General features: G+C 65.5%; 13 protein-coding genes. 11 read left to right on the plus strand and 2 right to left on the minus strand.

Annotation, left to right across the window (positions count from 1 at the left end; genetic code table 11):
* Window positions 1-10: 10 nt before the first annotated feature.
* The 7 genes from ACYQ01_RS15720 (at window position 11) to ACYQ01_RS15750 (ending at window position 7,632) form a co-directional block, all read left to right on the plus strand.
* On the plus strand, window positions 11-682 hold the full coding sequence (locus tag ACYQ01_RS15720) for a YkgJ family cysteine cluster protein (protein ID WP_459934801.1): 672 nt from the start codon (window positions 11-13) through the stop codon (window positions 680-682).
* Window positions 683-684: 2 nt separating this feature from the next.
* The gene (locus ACYQ01_RS15725; protein ID WP_459934802.1) at window positions 685-1,077 is read left to right on the plus strand and encodes a hypothetical protein; all 393 of its coding nucleotides are present in this window, start codon (window positions 685-687) and stop codon (window positions 1,075-1,077) included.
* Window positions 1,074-1,700: a tetratricopeptide repeat protein gene (locus ACYQ01_RS15730; RefSeq protein ID WP_459934803.1), complete on the plus strand. Its 627-nt coding sequence runs from the start codon at window positions 1,074-1,076 to the stop codon at window positions 1,698-1,700. The genes ACYQ01_RS15725 and ACYQ01_RS15730 overlap by 4 nt, the downstream gene beginning before the upstream one ends.
* A gap of 198 nt (window positions 1,701-1,898) precedes the next feature.
* Complete coding sequence (locus ACYQ01_RS15735; RefSeq protein WP_459934804.1) at window positions 1,899-5,462, plus strand: FAD-binding and (Fe-S)-binding domain-containing protein; 3,564 nt, start codon at window positions 1,899-1,901, stop codon at window positions 5,460-5,462.
* Window positions 5,459-5,890 carry a Holliday junction resolvase RuvX gene (ruvX, locus tag ACYQ01_RS15740; RefSeq protein ID WP_459934805.1) on the plus strand — a complete coding sequence of 144 codons (432 nt, stop codon included), beginning with the start codon at window positions 5,459-5,461 and terminating at the stop codon, window positions 5,888-5,890. The genes ACYQ01_RS15735 and ruvX overlap by 4 nt, the downstream gene beginning before the upstream one ends.
* Before the next feature lie 2 nt (window positions 5,891-5,892).
* The gene (gene mltG / locus ACYQ01_RS15745; RefSeq protein WP_459934806.1) at window positions 5,893-6,912 is read left to right on the plus strand and encodes an endolytic transglycosylase MltG; all 1,020 of its coding nucleotides are present in this window, start codon (window positions 5,893-5,895) and stop codon (window positions 6,910-6,912) included.
* A gap of 453 nt (window positions 6,913-7,365) precedes the next feature.
* A complete protein-coding gene (locus ACYQ01_RS15750) occupies window positions 7,366-7,632 on the plus strand; it encodes a hypothetical protein (RefSeq protein WP_459934807.1) in 267 nt (88 codons plus the stop codon).
* 290 nt (window positions 7,633-7,922) lie between these two features.
* On the opposite strand, the gene ACYQ01_RS15755 is transcribed toward ACYQ01_RS15750, so the two are convergent.
* Window positions 7,923-9,347, minus strand: a complete 1,425-nt coding sequence (locus ACYQ01_RS15755) for a lytic transglycosylase domain-containing protein (RefSeq protein ID WP_459934808.1) — start codon at window positions 9,345-9,347, stop codon at window positions 7,923-7,925.
* 193 nt (window positions 9,348-9,540) lie between these two features.
* On the opposite strand from ACYQ01_RS15755, the gene ACYQ01_RS15760 reads away from it, so the two are divergent.
* Window positions 9,541-10,767, plus strand: a complete 1,227-nt coding sequence (locus ACYQ01_RS15760) for an ABC transporter permease (protein WP_459934809.1) — start codon at window positions 9,541-9,543, stop codon at window positions 10,765-10,767.
* A 156-nt stretch (window positions 10,768-10,923) separates the two neighbouring features.
* On the opposite strand, the gene ACYQ01_RS15765 is transcribed toward ACYQ01_RS15760, so the two are convergent.
* Entirely contained in the window at window positions 10,924-11,298 is a 375-nt protein-coding gene (locus tag ACYQ01_RS15765; RefSeq protein WP_459934810.1) for a response regulator, read from the minus strand.
* 129 nt (window positions 11,299-11,427) lie between these two features.
* Here ACYQ01_RS15765 and ACYQ01_RS15770 point away from each other — a divergent pair, with 129 nt between their 5' ends.
* The 3 genes from ACYQ01_RS15770 (at window position 11,428) to ACYQ01_RS15780 (ending at window position 13,213) form a co-directional block, all read left to right on the plus strand.
* Window positions 11,428-11,625: a hypothetical protein gene (locus tag ACYQ01_RS15770; RefSeq protein WP_459934811.1), complete on the plus strand. Its 198-nt coding sequence runs from the start codon at window positions 11,428-11,430 to the stop codon at window positions 11,623-11,625.
* Window positions 11,626-11,712: 87 nt separating this feature from the next.
* Window positions 11,713-12,633: a TIGR00269 family protein gene (locus ACYQ01_RS15775; protein ID WP_459934812.1), complete on the plus strand. Its 921-nt coding sequence runs from the start codon at window positions 11,713-11,715 to the stop codon at window positions 12,631-12,633.
* The gene (locus ACYQ01_RS15780) at window positions 12,623-13,213 is read left to right on the plus strand and encodes a hypothetical protein (RefSeq protein WP_459934813.1); all 591 of its coding nucleotides are present in this window, start codon (window positions 12,623-12,625) and stop codon (window positions 13,211-13,213) included. The genes ACYQ01_RS15775 and ACYQ01_RS15780 overlap by 11 nt, the downstream gene beginning before the upstream one ends.
* Window positions 13,214-13,243 lie beyond the last annotated feature (30 nt).

The raw sequence follows: 13,243 nt of genomic DNA on the forward strand, positions 1-13,243 counted from the left end.
AGGAGCGCCCGTGAGCATCCCTGATTTTTCTGATATTTTCGCAACGTACGAACAGATGTGCGCCGATGCCGACGCGGTTTTCGACAAGGTCAAAAGCGTGTGTCCGGCCGAGGTGCGTTGCGAGCCTTCCTGCAGCGACTGCTGCCACGCCCCCTTCGACGTCACCCTGGTGGAGGCTCTGCGCATCAACCGGGCCTTCAACGAGCGCTTTCCCAAGGGCGACGACCGCCACCGCCTGATCACCGCCGCCAATCAGGCCGACCGTGAACACTATCGTCTCAAGCGCAAGGCCTGGAAGGCCCACAAGGCCGGAATCCCCGACGAGACCCTGGTGGCCGAATTCGGCCGCGAACGCATCCGCTGTCCCCTGCTCGACGACCAGGACCGGTGCGTCATGTACGACGCGCGTCCCCTGACCTGTCGCCTGTACGGCGCCCCCCTGGACGTGGGCGGCAGCCTGAAGGTCTGCGGCAAGTCGGGTTTCACGCCCGGCGGCAAATATCCCGCGGTGAAGATCGCCAAGCTGCGCGAACGGCTCGAAGCCCTTTCCCAGCAGATCGCCGAGCGCGTGGGCGGGCGGTACGACTATCTGGGCGACATGCTCGTGCCCGTCTCCATGGCCATGCTCACCACCTACGACGAGGAATTTTTCGGCCTCAAGGAACCCAAGGGAGACGAGTAGCCGTGCCCGGACAGTCCCTTACCCCGGAGGAAGAGGCCCAGAAACGGGCCATCTACGACGCCATTCCGCCCAGGCGGCGCAAGTTCATCGAGAAGATGGGCTATGACAACTGGGACCCTTTTCAGAAGCCCTTCGATCCCATCGACATTCGGGTGGACGACACGAGGCGCACCTCCACCGATCTGATGCGCGAGTTCGTAAACTCCTTTGGAAAGGACGCCCCCACCGGCACGGATTGGACCGCCGGGGCCTGGGAAATGGCCGTGGGCGTGATCAACGGATCGAACCGATTCCGGGGGATCTTATCGTTTTGCCTCTGGTACGCCGAGCTTCTGCGTCGCGAGGGACAGCTCGAAGCCTTTCTGCAAACCAAGAAATCGGGGAATACGCCATGACCCAAGCCCAGAACATCGACGACTACATAGCCGATCTCGAAGACAAGCTGGCCAAAAACGACCAGTGCGCCAACTCCCACTACAACCTCGGCGTGGCCTACGTTTCCAAGCACCGCTACGAGGAAGCCAAAACCAGCTTCTTGCGCGCGGCCGAACGCGCGCCCACCATGGCCGAGGCCTACGTGCAACTGGGCGGATTGGCCATGCGCGACGGCGATCTGAACGCCTGCCTGCGCATGAACCAGGCCGCCGTGCAGGCCCGGGCCCGTTTCGCCGTGCCGCACGGCAACATCGGCTTCTGCCTGTTGCAGTTGGGCGACGTGGACAACGCGGTCAAGGCCCTGCGCAAGGCCGTGAAGCTGGATTCCAAGTTCGTGCAGGCCCACGCCACCCTGGGCAGCGCCCTGTATATGTCCGGCCAACTGGACGAATCCATCGAGATGAGCTCCAAGGCCGTGGAACTGCACCCCAAATTCGGCCCGGCCTGGAACAATCTGGCGCTGGCCTACCTGGAAAAGGGCGACGCCCAGAAAGCCATGGACTGCGTGAACCGCGCCCGGGAGTGCAACTTCGAGGTCCATCCCGGCCTCATCGCCGACATCGAGGCCAAGCTTTCCGCCTAGGGGTCGCGCGCCGCGTCGCTTCCCTCACCGGGACGCGACACGCTCGGCCGACGGGTTTTCAGGCGGGACGTCCGGCCCGGACGCCCCGCCCGTTTTTTTTGACGCTCTCCCCCCGGGAAACGCCTTGCCTTCCGCGTTCGGGGTGATTATTTGTGCCTCGCCTTACTGTCTTCCATTCCCCCACAAGAGTGCCACCACATGCCAGACAAAAACCCCCATATTTCGCTTCCCCTGCCCAGGCTCATCTCGCGGGTGCTGGGAATCTCCAAGACGGAATTCGCCCAGTGGCCCGAGGACATGCAGGAACTGGCCGTTTCCCTGGCCAGTGAGCTCTTTCTCGTGCGCTACAATCCCTATATCGACCCCGCGGACGTGCGCGAGTCCGTGGAGCAGCGCATGAACCGCTCGTCCACCATGCTCACTCCCGAGTACCAGAAGCAGTTGGCCCAGGCCATCAAGGCGTTCTGGCGGCTCTACGACGACGACATGGCCTTTCGCGACGAACTGCGCTCCCGGCTCACCGAGTTCCTGCCCGAGATCGCCATTCTCGACGGACCGCACAACATCGTGGAGTGCTCCACCGACGCCACGGACCTGCGCATGGAACTGCCGCTCATGGTGCTGGCCCCGGAAGATACCGAACAGGTGCGCCGCATCGTCCGTCTGGCCGTGGAGATGGGATTCTCCATCATCCCCAGGGGCGGCGGCTCGGGCATGACCGGCGGCGCGGTGCCGGCCAGACGCCGCACCGTGGTGCTTTCCATGACCCGGCTCAAGAAGATTCTTTCCATCGATCCGGTGAACCGCATCATGTGCCTGCAGTCCGGCGTCATCACCCTGCAGGCCATCCAGGCCGCCGAAAAGGAGGGGTTGCTCTTCACCGTGGACCCGGCCTCCAAGGCCGCCTCGTCCATCGGGGGCAACATTTCCGAAAACGCGGGCGGTCCCTACGCCTTCGAGTACGGCACCACGCTCGACAACCTGCTCTCCTACAAGATGGTCACCCCGTCCGGCGAACTCGTGGAGGTGCGCCGGGTGGACCACCCCCGGCACAAGATCCTGCCCGGCGAGACGGCGGTTTTCGAAGTGGCCGGCCAGAACGGCCAGGTGCTCGACACCATCCGCCTGAGCGGGGCCGAAATCCGCGGGCCGGGCCTGGGCAAGGACGTGTCCAACAAGTACCTGGGCGGATTGCCCGGCGTGCAGAAGGAGGGCGTGGACGGCATCTTCACCGAGGCCTGCTTCATCTGCTATCCCATTCCGGCCCATTCCAAGGTCATGGTGCTGGAGTTCTACGGCCGGTCCATGCACAACGCCATGCTCACCATCCAGGGCGTGGTGGCGCTTCGCGACAAGATTCGAAGCGAGGGCGACCTGGTGAAGATTTCGGCCCTGGAGGAGTTTGGCTCCAAGTACGTCAAGGCCATCGAGTACCAGAAAAAGTCCACCCGGTGCGAGGGCGACCCCATCAGCGTGCTCATTTTGCAGCTCGACGCCGACGACCAGCAGGCCCTGGACCAGGCCGCCACGGCCGTGCTCGACATCGTGGCCCGGTACGAGGGCGTGGACGCCTTCGTGGCCCGCGACGAAAAGGAGGCCGAGCACTTCTGGGAGGACCGGCACAAGCTTTCGGCCATCGCCAAGCGCACGTCGGGCTTCAAGATCAACGAGGACGTGGTCATTCCGCTGAAGGAAGTCCCGGTTTTCGCCGAGTTCCTCGAACAGTTGAACCTGCACTACCTGGCCAAGATCTACCGCAAGAGCCTGCAGGAAGTGACCCGTCTGCCGGGCTTTCCCGATGGGGACGAATTCATCTCCATGGAGATGCAGTTCGCCGCCGAGGTCTTGCGCGGCAAGACCACCACGGCGGACTTGAACGACCAGGAACTCGAAGTGCAGAGCTACTTCTTCTTCTCGGACCTCAAGGGCCGCTATCCCAAACTCTACGGAGAAATCGAGGCCATCTACCAGGACATGATGGCCCGGCGCATCATCGTGGCCGCCCACATGCACGCCGGCGACGGCAACTGCCACGTGAACCTGCCCGTGAACTCCAACGACCCCGAAATGCTGGCCCAGGCCATGGAAGCCGCGGACAAGGTGTTCGAAAAGGTCATGAAGCTCGGCGGCGCGGTGTCCGGGGAGCACGGCATCGGCATCACCAAGATCGCCTTTCTCGAAGAGGACAAGATCGCGGCGCTTCGGGCCTACAAGCAGGAGGTGGACCCCCAGGGCGTGCTCAACCCGGGCAAGCTGATGACCCGGGGCATGGACGTGGAGCCCTACACCTTCTCGTTCAACCGGCTCATCCGCGACATCAAGAAGACCGCGCTGCCCGACAAGGACAAGCTCATCAACCTGCTCACCCACGTGCAGGTGTGCACGCGGTGCGGCAAGTGCAAGCAGGTGTGCCCCATGTACAACCCGGAACGGGGGCTCATCTATCATCCGCGCAACAAGAACATCAGCCTGGGCGCGCTCATCGAGGCCATCTACTATTCCCAGGTGCACCACGGCAAACCCCTGCCCGAGCTGCTCGAACGCCTGCGCACCATGACCGACCGGTGCACCACCTGCGGCAAGTGCACGGCGGCCTGTCCGGTGAAGATCAACACCGCCGGGGCCATTCTCGACATGCGCGGCTTTCTCGAAGAAAAAGGCGCGGGCGGGCACGCGATCAAATCCAGGGTGCTGCACTTTCTGGCCGACAAGGTGGACGAACGCGCTCCCAAGGCGGCCAAGGCGGCGGCCTGGGGCCAGATGGCGGCCAACCGGATGCTCGGGCTGGTGCCCGGTCCCATGCGGGCGCGGTTTTCCAACCCGCTCTTCCAGGGACCCGGCCCGGTGACCGGATTCAAGGGCCTGGCCGAGACCATCCACCTGGATCAGGGTTCCATCTTCGTGCCCGCGGGCGGCGCGGACGAAGCCGTGTTCTACTTTCCCGGCTGCGGCGCGGGACTGTTTTGGCGCAACATCGGCTTGGCGGCCATGCATCTGCTGCTCAAGGCCGGCGTGGCCGTGGTCATGCCCGAGCGGCACCTGTGCTGCGGCTACCCCCTGCTGGTCTCCGGCTACCAGGACGCCTACCGCAAGAACCAGGCCCGCAACACCGAGGCCATCGGCGAGGTGCTGGTCAAGGCCAAGAACGAGGGGCTGGCCCCCAAGGCCGTGCTCACGGCCTGCGGCACCTGCCGCGAGGCCCTGGCCGGCTACGACATCTGGAAGATCGTGGAACCGGCCCTGATCCAGATGGACGTGGCGCAGTTCCTCATGACCCGCAGCCCCCATCCGTCCGCTCAGGGGATCACCCCGCCCGGGCGGCTCATCTACCACGGGGCCTGCCACGCCGAATGGGCCGGCGTGCCCCTGGCCAAGGCCACGGATATGTATCGCCAGGCCCTGGCCGGCTTCACCGGCGCGAAAGTGGACCTCTCTCCGGGGTGCTGCGGCGAGTCGGGACTGGGAGCGCTCACCACGCCGGATCTCTACAACCGCATTCGTCATCGCAAGCAGGAACAATTGGCCAAGGACCTGGGCGAGGCCCCGGCGGAGTCCCAACCCATCGTGGTGGGATGTCCGTCGTGCAAGATCGGCATCAAACGCTGCCTCATGGGCCTGGGAAGCAAACAGCCGGTGTTCCACTCCCTGGAATACCTGGCCCAGGTGTGGGACGGCCCCAAATGGCGCAAGGCCTTCCGGCGCGCCCTGGGCGCGGCCCGGATCGAAGGCCGCCGGCGCGTGGTGGCTCCGACCGAGCCATGAGGCTGCTGGGCGTGGACTTCGGGCTCAAGCGGGTGGGGCTGGCCGTGACCGACCCCGGCGGGGCCATGGCCTTTCCCCTGGTCACGCTGACGCGCGGCACGCGCCAGGCCCTGTTCGCCGAACTGGTGGACGTTGTGGCGCGCGAGGGCGTGGAGGCCGTGGTGGTGGGCTGGCCGGCGCCGGCCCCGGGGCGCGACAGCCTTGTCGCGCGCCAGTGCGAGAACTTCGCCCGCAGTCTGGCTCGGCGGGTGGAGGTGCCGGTGTCGTTGATGGATGAGACTCTCTCCAGCGCCGTGGCCGAAGACGACCTGCGCCAGGCCGGGGTCAGGACGAGCCGACTGGGTCCGGCCCTGGACCAGCAGGCGGCCGTCCGCATTCTGGAAAGCTACCTGGCCGATCCGGCGGCGGCCCGGGACGTGCGGGTCTAGGCGTGCTGGCCAAACTTCTGGGCGGGCTCTTTCTCCTGGCGCTCTTGGTCGGGGGGGCGGCGGGCTGGCAGGCCTACGAGTTTCTCACCGTCCCGCCCCAGACGCCCGGGCAGGAAACGCACGTGCTCATCGAGCCCGGGGAGAGCTTCGACCGTATCGCCGCCAGCCTGCATGAGGCCGGAGTGATCACAAACCCCCTGTACTTCAGGCTGTTGGCCCGCGTCACCAAGCAGGGGCAACACCTCAAGGCCGGGGAGTACGAGCTGTCCACCGGCCTTCTCCCGAGCCGGGTGTTGGCCCTTCTGGTCAGCGGCCAGGCCATTTTGCACAAGGTGAGCGTGCCCGAGGGGTTGACCCTGCGCCAGATCGCCCGGCTGGTGGACCTGGCGGGCCTGGGCTCGGTCGAGAGCTTCGAACGCGCGAGCCGGGACAAGACCTTGCTCGAAAAGTACGGCGTGCCGGCGGACAATGCGGAAGGCTTTCTTTTCCCCGATACCTACCTGTTCACCCGCAAGCCCGGCAACGATGCCCGGCAGGTGGTGGAAGCCATGTTGCGCCAGTTTGCCCGGAAGCTGCCCGAGGCCTGGCCGACCGGCCCGCCCAAGGGCAAGAGCCTGTTCGAGGCGGTGGTCTTGGCCTCCATTGTGGAAAAGGAGACCGGCAGGGCCGAGGAGCGGGCGCGCATCGCCGGGGTTTTCGTCTCCCGCTTGGACAGGGGGATGCTCCTGCAGACCGATCCCACGGTGATCTACGGTCTGGGCGACCGGTTCGACGGCAATCTCAAGCGCTCCCACCTGGACGATCCCGCCAATGCGTACAACACCTATCAGCATGCCGGGTTGCCGCCCGGCCCCATCTGCAACCCGGGGGTGGAATCCCTCAGGGCCGTCGCCAAACCGGAACGGGATGGGTCGCTCTACTTCGTGTCCAAGGGCGACGGGACGCACTTCTTTTCCCGCAGCCTGGATGAACACAACGACGCGGTCAGCAAGTATCAACTGAGAAAAGGCCGCCGTCCCTGACGTTTCGACTCTTGTATCGGGGGCCGCCAACGCTCTGGGCCTGTATTTCCGGTTGCCTTTTGACGACGAAAGCGCCAAAGACTTTCCCGAGCCGTCAGAGGAGACGCAAGCCAACCGCACGCCGTGGGTTTCGACGCGTGCGGCGGGCTTGTTTGCGTTGGCCCTGCGGCGTCGAGACGACACGTTCTTTCGGGGAGGGGAACCAGGGGGCTTCGAGCCTCGCTTGGTTTCGCCCCGGACACGCGGAGGGGTCCGGCCGGGCGAAAGCCGGGCGGCGTCAACCGACACGTCGGATCGGACGCACGCCGAGTGAACCGCCGGACGAGTTGCAAAGGGGGCTGTAGGGAAGCACAAGGCCGTCCTGGCCGGGTCAGCAGCAAGGGTTTCTGGATGGAGGGCGAACCTATGGGGTGCGGAGAAGGGAAGTTCAAAAATCTTGTGCAGCTTGACGGGATGCTGGTGCCATTGGCCCACATCAAGGGAATTTCCATGGTGGAAGCCAAGGAAACCGCCGGGGAGGCGACGAGCGGAGCGTGTCCCGGAGGGTATCGGTTCCGAGTCATGCTCGGCGGCGACGCGGAATGTCCCAAGAACACCCGCGAAGGCCTGAACATGATCTTCGACCAGCCGGACCAGGCCGAGGCGGCCCGCCGCGAACTTGCCACGCGCCTGGAGGAATTCTACGAACGGCTCATTCGTTTGCGCGCCATGATCCGTTGATTCGTCCTCAGGGACGCTCATGGCCCCGCGCTCCGAGCGTGATCGGCCAGGGAGCGTCCCTGGCGTCTTGAGGGCGGGACCGCGCGGGAGTCTCGCCGTGCGGGCCTCGCGCCGTTTCGCTGGACGCCGCGGGGGCCGGGTCGAAGCCTGCCGATTGGTATTTTTGCCCCGTCCGTCGGGCGGCCCGGAACCGGGCGGCTTCTTCGCCCGCAAGCGGTTCCCGACCCGTCGCGCCGGGCCTGGGGCCATGTGCGTCCAGGTCCCTCGGATTTCCTCGCCAGCGTTTTCCCCTAATACTTCTTGGCGATCTTGTACGCGATGGGCTTGTTCTGGGCCGGAGATTGTCCGGCCGCCGGAATGATCAGCGGCGTGCCGGGCAGCAGGGGCTCTTCGGGGTTGGCCTTGTTGAATTCCGCCAGGTCCTGCACGCTCACCCCGGCCTTTCTGGCCACGGAGGACAAGGTGTCGCCGTTGCGCACGATGTAGAGCGAGGAGGGGGAGCTGCCTTGCGCCACCGCGGTTGCGGCGTTCATGCGGGGAGCGGGCTTTTCGTGGCGCAGTTCGGGGGCGGCGGCGTCCAGGGAGCAGGCGGCCACGGGGATGAGCACGACTCTGCCCGACGCGGGGCGTTGCGCCCCCTTGTTGGCTTCGCGCAGGGTGGCGGCGGGGATGCCGGTATCGCGCGACAGGCTCCACCAGGTGTCGCCGAACCGGGCCATGCGCACGGCCGGGCTGGATCCGGGGTCGCCGGGACGCGACAGGTAGGCCTGGCAGGTGCGGACCAGGTGCTTGGGCACCCAGGCGGCGGTGGAGCGGTCCGGGGGGCTGACCTTGCGGCGATAGGCCGGATTGAGGGCGTGGAACTGCTCCCAGGACAGGTTCATGGCGTCGGCCATGCCGGCCAGGTCGGAGCCTCCGGGCACGCGCACCTCTTGCAGATCCTTGGAAGCGTGCATGCTGGGGGGATGGAAGCCCAGGCGCTTGGAGTTCTGCAGAATCTTGAGCATGGCCAGGAACCTGGGCACGTAGTGCTTGGTTTCGTCGCGCAGGGGGCCGCTCTTGGCCAGGCTGTTGAACGACTGCTTGCCGGTGCGGGTCATGGCCCGCGAGATGCTGCCTTCCCCGGCGTTGTAGGCGGCCAGGGCCAGTTGCCAGTCGCCGAATTGCTTGTACAGGGCCTTCAGATAACGGGCGGCGGCCACGGTGGCCAGGTAGGGGTCGCGGCGTTCGTCGAGCCACCAGTCCACGGTCAGGCCGAAGCGCTGGGCCGTGGCGGGCATGAACTGCCACATGCCCACGGCCCCGGAGGACGAGACCGCCATCACGTTGTAGCCGGATTCGATAAAGGGCAGGGCCATGAGGTCCTGGGGCAGGCGGTGACTGGCCAGAACGGCGCGCACGTACTCCAGGTGGGGTTCGCCGCGCATGAGCCAACGCTGGGTGGAGCCGCGCTTGTCCCGGGCATAGTACTGGAAGAACAGACGTACTTCTTCGTTTTCCTCGTTGGTCAGGCGGAACTTGATCTCCGGGCGCGAGGCCAGGGCCTGGCGTTCCGCCCCGGAAAGGGGGCGTCCCCGGCTTTGGCGCAGGGCTTCAAGCCCGGCGATTTCCGGTTCGAGATTGGAGCGGGGAGACCTGTCCACCGGCACGGATGTGGTTCCGGCGCAGCCGGCGAGAAACAAAAGCGCGATAAGGGGTAAGAGTCTGCGGGACATGCGGGTCTCCTCCTCCTGGGGTGTCCATGACGCCTCCCAATGCAAGGCCGGGACCGATGCAACAACTTCAAGGTGTTATGGAGAGCAACCGGCGTATTTTTCCCGGATGGTGCGTCAAATTTTTCACGGACGGCGGAGAGCGGACTTCGCGGCCGGGTTGCCGACCGGCGCGTGGGAGGCTAGAGGTTCCAGCATGTTTCTGAGTCTCAAGATCGCCCTGCAGGCCCTGGCCGTTCACAAGTTGCGCACCGCCTTGGCCATGCTGGGGATTTTCCTGGGGGCCCTGGCCCTGACCGGAGTGCGCCACGTTTCCGAGGCCATGGTGCGTCAGGCGGAAATCGAGGTGGAACGCCTGGGGCCCAATCTTTTCGCCGTGTTCGCCGGGCAGGTGCGTTTTTCCCGCGGCGGGGACGGGGTGCGCCTGGACAAGGGGGCGTCGTCCTTTTCCCTGGAGGACGCCTTCGCCCTGACGCACCAGTTGCCGGGCGTAACCTTGGCCGTGCCGGTGATCATGCGCAACATGCCCATGCGCCACGGGGCCACCACGGTGCAGACCAGGCTGGTGGCCACCTGGGCCGACTATCCCCGGGTGCGCAACATGTACCCGGCCCGGGGGCGTTTTTTCACCGGGGAGGAGGAGGCCGCCCGGGCCAAGGTGGTGGCGCTTGGGGCCAACATCGCGCGGCGGTTGTTTCGCGATCCCGATCAGGCGGTGGGCACGCTGGTGTACTGCTACCGTCAGGCCCTGCTGGTGGTGGGCGTCATGGAGGAAAAAGGCGTCGACCTGTCCGGCTCGGACCAGGACGAACAGGTTTTCGTGCCGCTTTCCACCTACATGAGGCGCATGGCCAACCAGGACTGGGTGAGCGGAGTGTTCCTGCAATTGGCGGACGGTACGGATTTCGAAGCCACGCGCCGGGCGGCCACGGCTCTCATGCGCAAGCGCCACATCGTCGGCGGGGGCAAACTCGAAGACTTCACCGTGCTCACCGCCCAGGACACCATGAAGCTCAAGCGCCAGGCCCTGGATCTGGTGGAGGTGCTGGGCGTCATCAGCTCGACGCTCTCCTTCGCGGTGGGAGGATTGGGCGTGCTGTCCATCATGGTGCTGCTCGTGCGGGCCAGACGCCTGGAGATCGGCGTGCGCCGCGCCCTGGGAGCCAGAAGGCGCGACATCGTACGTCAATTTCTTTTCGAGGCCGGCGTGATGTCCGTTGTCGGGGGAGCGGCCGGAGTGGCCCTGGCCCTGGTCGGGCTGACCGTGGTGTACGCCCTGGGGGGGCTTCCTTACGTCTACGACGGCTGGCTCATCGTCCAGGCCCTGGCCGGATCGGCCCTGTTGGGCCTGGCGGCCGGAGCCTACCCCGCCTGGCAGGCCGCCCGCGTGGAGGTGCTGGACGTTTTGCGCGCCCGGCCGTGACGTTGGAAACAGGAGGAGGGAGGGAGAAACACGCCACACGGTAACGCTTGCGCCACACGCGCGCACGTCGCCGCGTTTCTCGCCTGAAAAAACCAGTGCACCTCGGGCTGGCGCGATCCGCCCGGCATTTCGCCGGGGGATCGCGCGCCCGCATCGTCAGCCCTTGGCCGCCTTGGACATGGCCAGGGCCACTTTGGACTTGAGTTCCGTGAGGTCGACGGATTTGACCACGTAATAATCCGCCGCGATGGATTTCAGATCGTGCTGGAACGAATCGTAGGCCGTGGAGAGAATCACCGGAATGGTCGTGTCCTGGCCTCGGATTTCCTGCAGAAGATCGAGCCCGGAACGCGAAGATCCCAGCTTGATGTCGAGCACGACCACCGCCGGATCTTCCCGTTTGAGCACATCGAGGATCGGTTCCTCCCCGTCGGAGGTGGCCACCTCGTATCCTTCGCCTTCCAGTTCTTCCTGGTAGAGCATGCGAATGTGTTTTTCGTCGTCCACCACCAGGATCTTCTTGGCGTTCATGGCTTTGGCCTCCCTGGTTTGGCGCACCGCGCCGTCGCCTTTTGATGTATGCTCAGAAACTCCCGCCGGGTCAACCGCTTTTCCCCCGCTCCTCTTGCCCCCGGAGGGCAGGGGAGCTATGGCTGGCCCATGGTGATCGTTATTTTGGAGCCCGATGAAAAACGGCTGGAATTTCCGCGTTTGAACACCGTTACCCAACTGCTGGGCAAGCTGGGACTTCTGTCCACGGAGGTTCTGGTCATACGGGGCCGCGAGCTGCTCACCGCGGATCGCAGGATCGGTCCCGACGACGAGATTCGCATACGTCCCGTGGTTTCGCGCGGGTAATCCCGCGCCGGCGCGGGCGTCGCCTGGCGTGGCGACGCCACCCCGCTCGTTTCGCTTTCCAGGTCCCAACCCCAACCAGGAGCCTTCATGAAATGCCGCCGCTGCGGCGATCTGGCCCAGGTCGCCCTGCCAAGCCACCATACGGGCTTTTGTCCCGCGTGCTTTGAAACCTATTATTTGCGCCAGATCGAACGCGCCATCCACGAGCACAGACTCCTGCAGAAAGAGGAAAAAACCGTTCTGGCCGTCTCCGGGGGCAAGGACTCCCTGGGGCTGCTGCTGGCCCTGGACCGCTTGGGCTACGATGTGACCGCCCTGTTCATCGATCTCGCCATCCCCGAATCCTCGGCCCAGGCCCGCGAGGTGGTGGAGTTTTTCTGCCACAGCCGGGGCATCAAACTGCACGTTCTGGAAACAGCGGCCCACGGCCTGGCCATCCCGGAGGTGAAACGCCACATCCGGCGGCCGGTGTGTTCGGTTTGCGGCAAGATCAAACGCCACTTCTTCAACCGTTACGCCTATGAGGCCGGATTCGAGGTGTTGGCCACCGGACACAATCTCGACGACGAGGTGGCCAGGCTCTTCGCCAACACCCTGCGCTGGGATCCCCACTACCTGGCCGGGCAAGGTCCCCGCCTGGACGCGCAGGACAAGTTCGTGCGCAAGATCAAGCCGCTGTGCCGGGTGACGGAATACGAAAGCGCGGCCTGGTGTTTCTTCAACGGCATCGAGCACACCACGGTCCCCTGTCCCTATTCGGTCGGGGCCAGCTTCACCGGGCACAAGCGTCTTCTGGCCGACCTGGAGCGCAAGAGTCCGGGCATGAAGATGCAGTTCTACGAGCATTTTCTCAAACGGGGACAGCCCTGTTTCCAGCGAGGGGCTCCCAGCGAGCAGGAGCTGGTGTCGTGCGAGGTGTGCGGGTTTCCGTCCTCGCAGAACGTGTGTTCGGTGTGCCGGCTGCGCGGACAACTGGCAGCCAAGCGGGAAGCCGCCCATGACGCTTGAAGACTGGATGGCCGGACGCCGCCGCGAGACCTTGCGCCGGGCCGCGCGCCAGGGGGTCTGCGTGGGCGCGCTGCTCATGTGCGCCCTGGTGTGGCTGGGCGTGCGCGAGGCCGCCATGCCGGCCAGGGCCGAGGCCGCCCGGGAGGCCGTACGCCTGGAACAGGTCGAGACAACGGGCGTGACCCTCAAACGCCTGGGACTGGTGGCCTACCTGGCCAAGGTGCGGCAAAACGACCTCTTGGCCACGATCACGGGCCGGCCCAATTCCGAGGACCCCTGTGTGGGTCTGGCGGACCTTCCGGCCTTGCCGGCCGACTCTCCCTGTATCGCCAACAACGAAAGCGCGCTGAAAAGCGTCTGGCGCGCAGCCCTGGGCCCGCAGGCCCCGCCTGAGGAGCCCCTTACCTTTCACGACGTCTGGGGAATGCCGATACTTCTCAACGAGGCCGAATATGTCTGCTCCCGGGGCGACGGCTGGTGCCCGAACGATACCTTGCGCAGCGTGGGACCCGACGGTTCGCACCGCACCGCTGACGACATGCTCGAAAGCGTGGTGCCCTTCGTCTATCGCAAAAAGTAGGCGCCTTCCGCCTTGGGGCGCGGAAGGCGG

The organism is Fundidesulfovibrio butyratiphilus, from assembly GCF_054657235.1.

Coding starts and splice junctions, on each gene's coding strand:
- ACYQ01_RS15730 (WP_459934803.1), top strand. CDS start 1,074: ATGACCCAAGCCCAGAACATCGACGACTACATAGCCGATCTCGAAGAC.
- ACYQ01_RS15735 (WP_459934804.1), top strand. CDS start 1,899: ATGCCAGACAAAAACCCCCATATTTCGCTTCCCCTGCCCAGGCTCATC.
- ACYQ01_RS15755 (WP_459934808.1), bottom strand. CDS start 9,347: ATGTCCCGCAGACTCTTACCCCTTATCGCGCTTTTGTTTCTCGCCGGC.
- ACYQ01_RS15775 (WP_459934812.1), top strand. CDS start 11,713: ATGAAATGCCGCCGCTGCGGCGATCTGGCCCAGGTCGCCCTGCCAAGC.
- ruvX (WP_459934805.1), top strand. CDS start 5,459: ATGAGGCTGCTGGGCGTGGACTTCGGGCTCAAGCGGGTGGGGCTGGCC.
- ACYQ01_RS15780 (WP_459934813.1), top strand. CDS start 12,623: ATGACGCTTGAAGACTGGATGGCCGGACGCCGCCGCGAGACCTTGCGC.
- ACYQ01_RS15765 (WP_459934810.1), bottom strand. CDS start 11,298: ATGAACGCCAAGAAGATCCTGGTGGTGGACGACGAAAAACACATTCGC.
- ACYQ01_RS15770 (WP_459934811.1), top strand. CDS start 11,428: ATGGTGATCGTTATTTTGGAGCCCGATGAAAAACGGCTGGAATTTCCG.
- ACYQ01_RS15760 (WP_459934809.1), top strand. CDS start 9,541: ATGTTTCTGAGTCTCAAGATCGCCCTGCAGGCCCTGGCCGTTCACAAG.
- ACYQ01_RS15750 (WP_459934807.1), top strand. CDS start 7,366: ATGCTGGTGCCATTGGCCCACATCAAGGGAATTTCCATGGTGGAAGCC.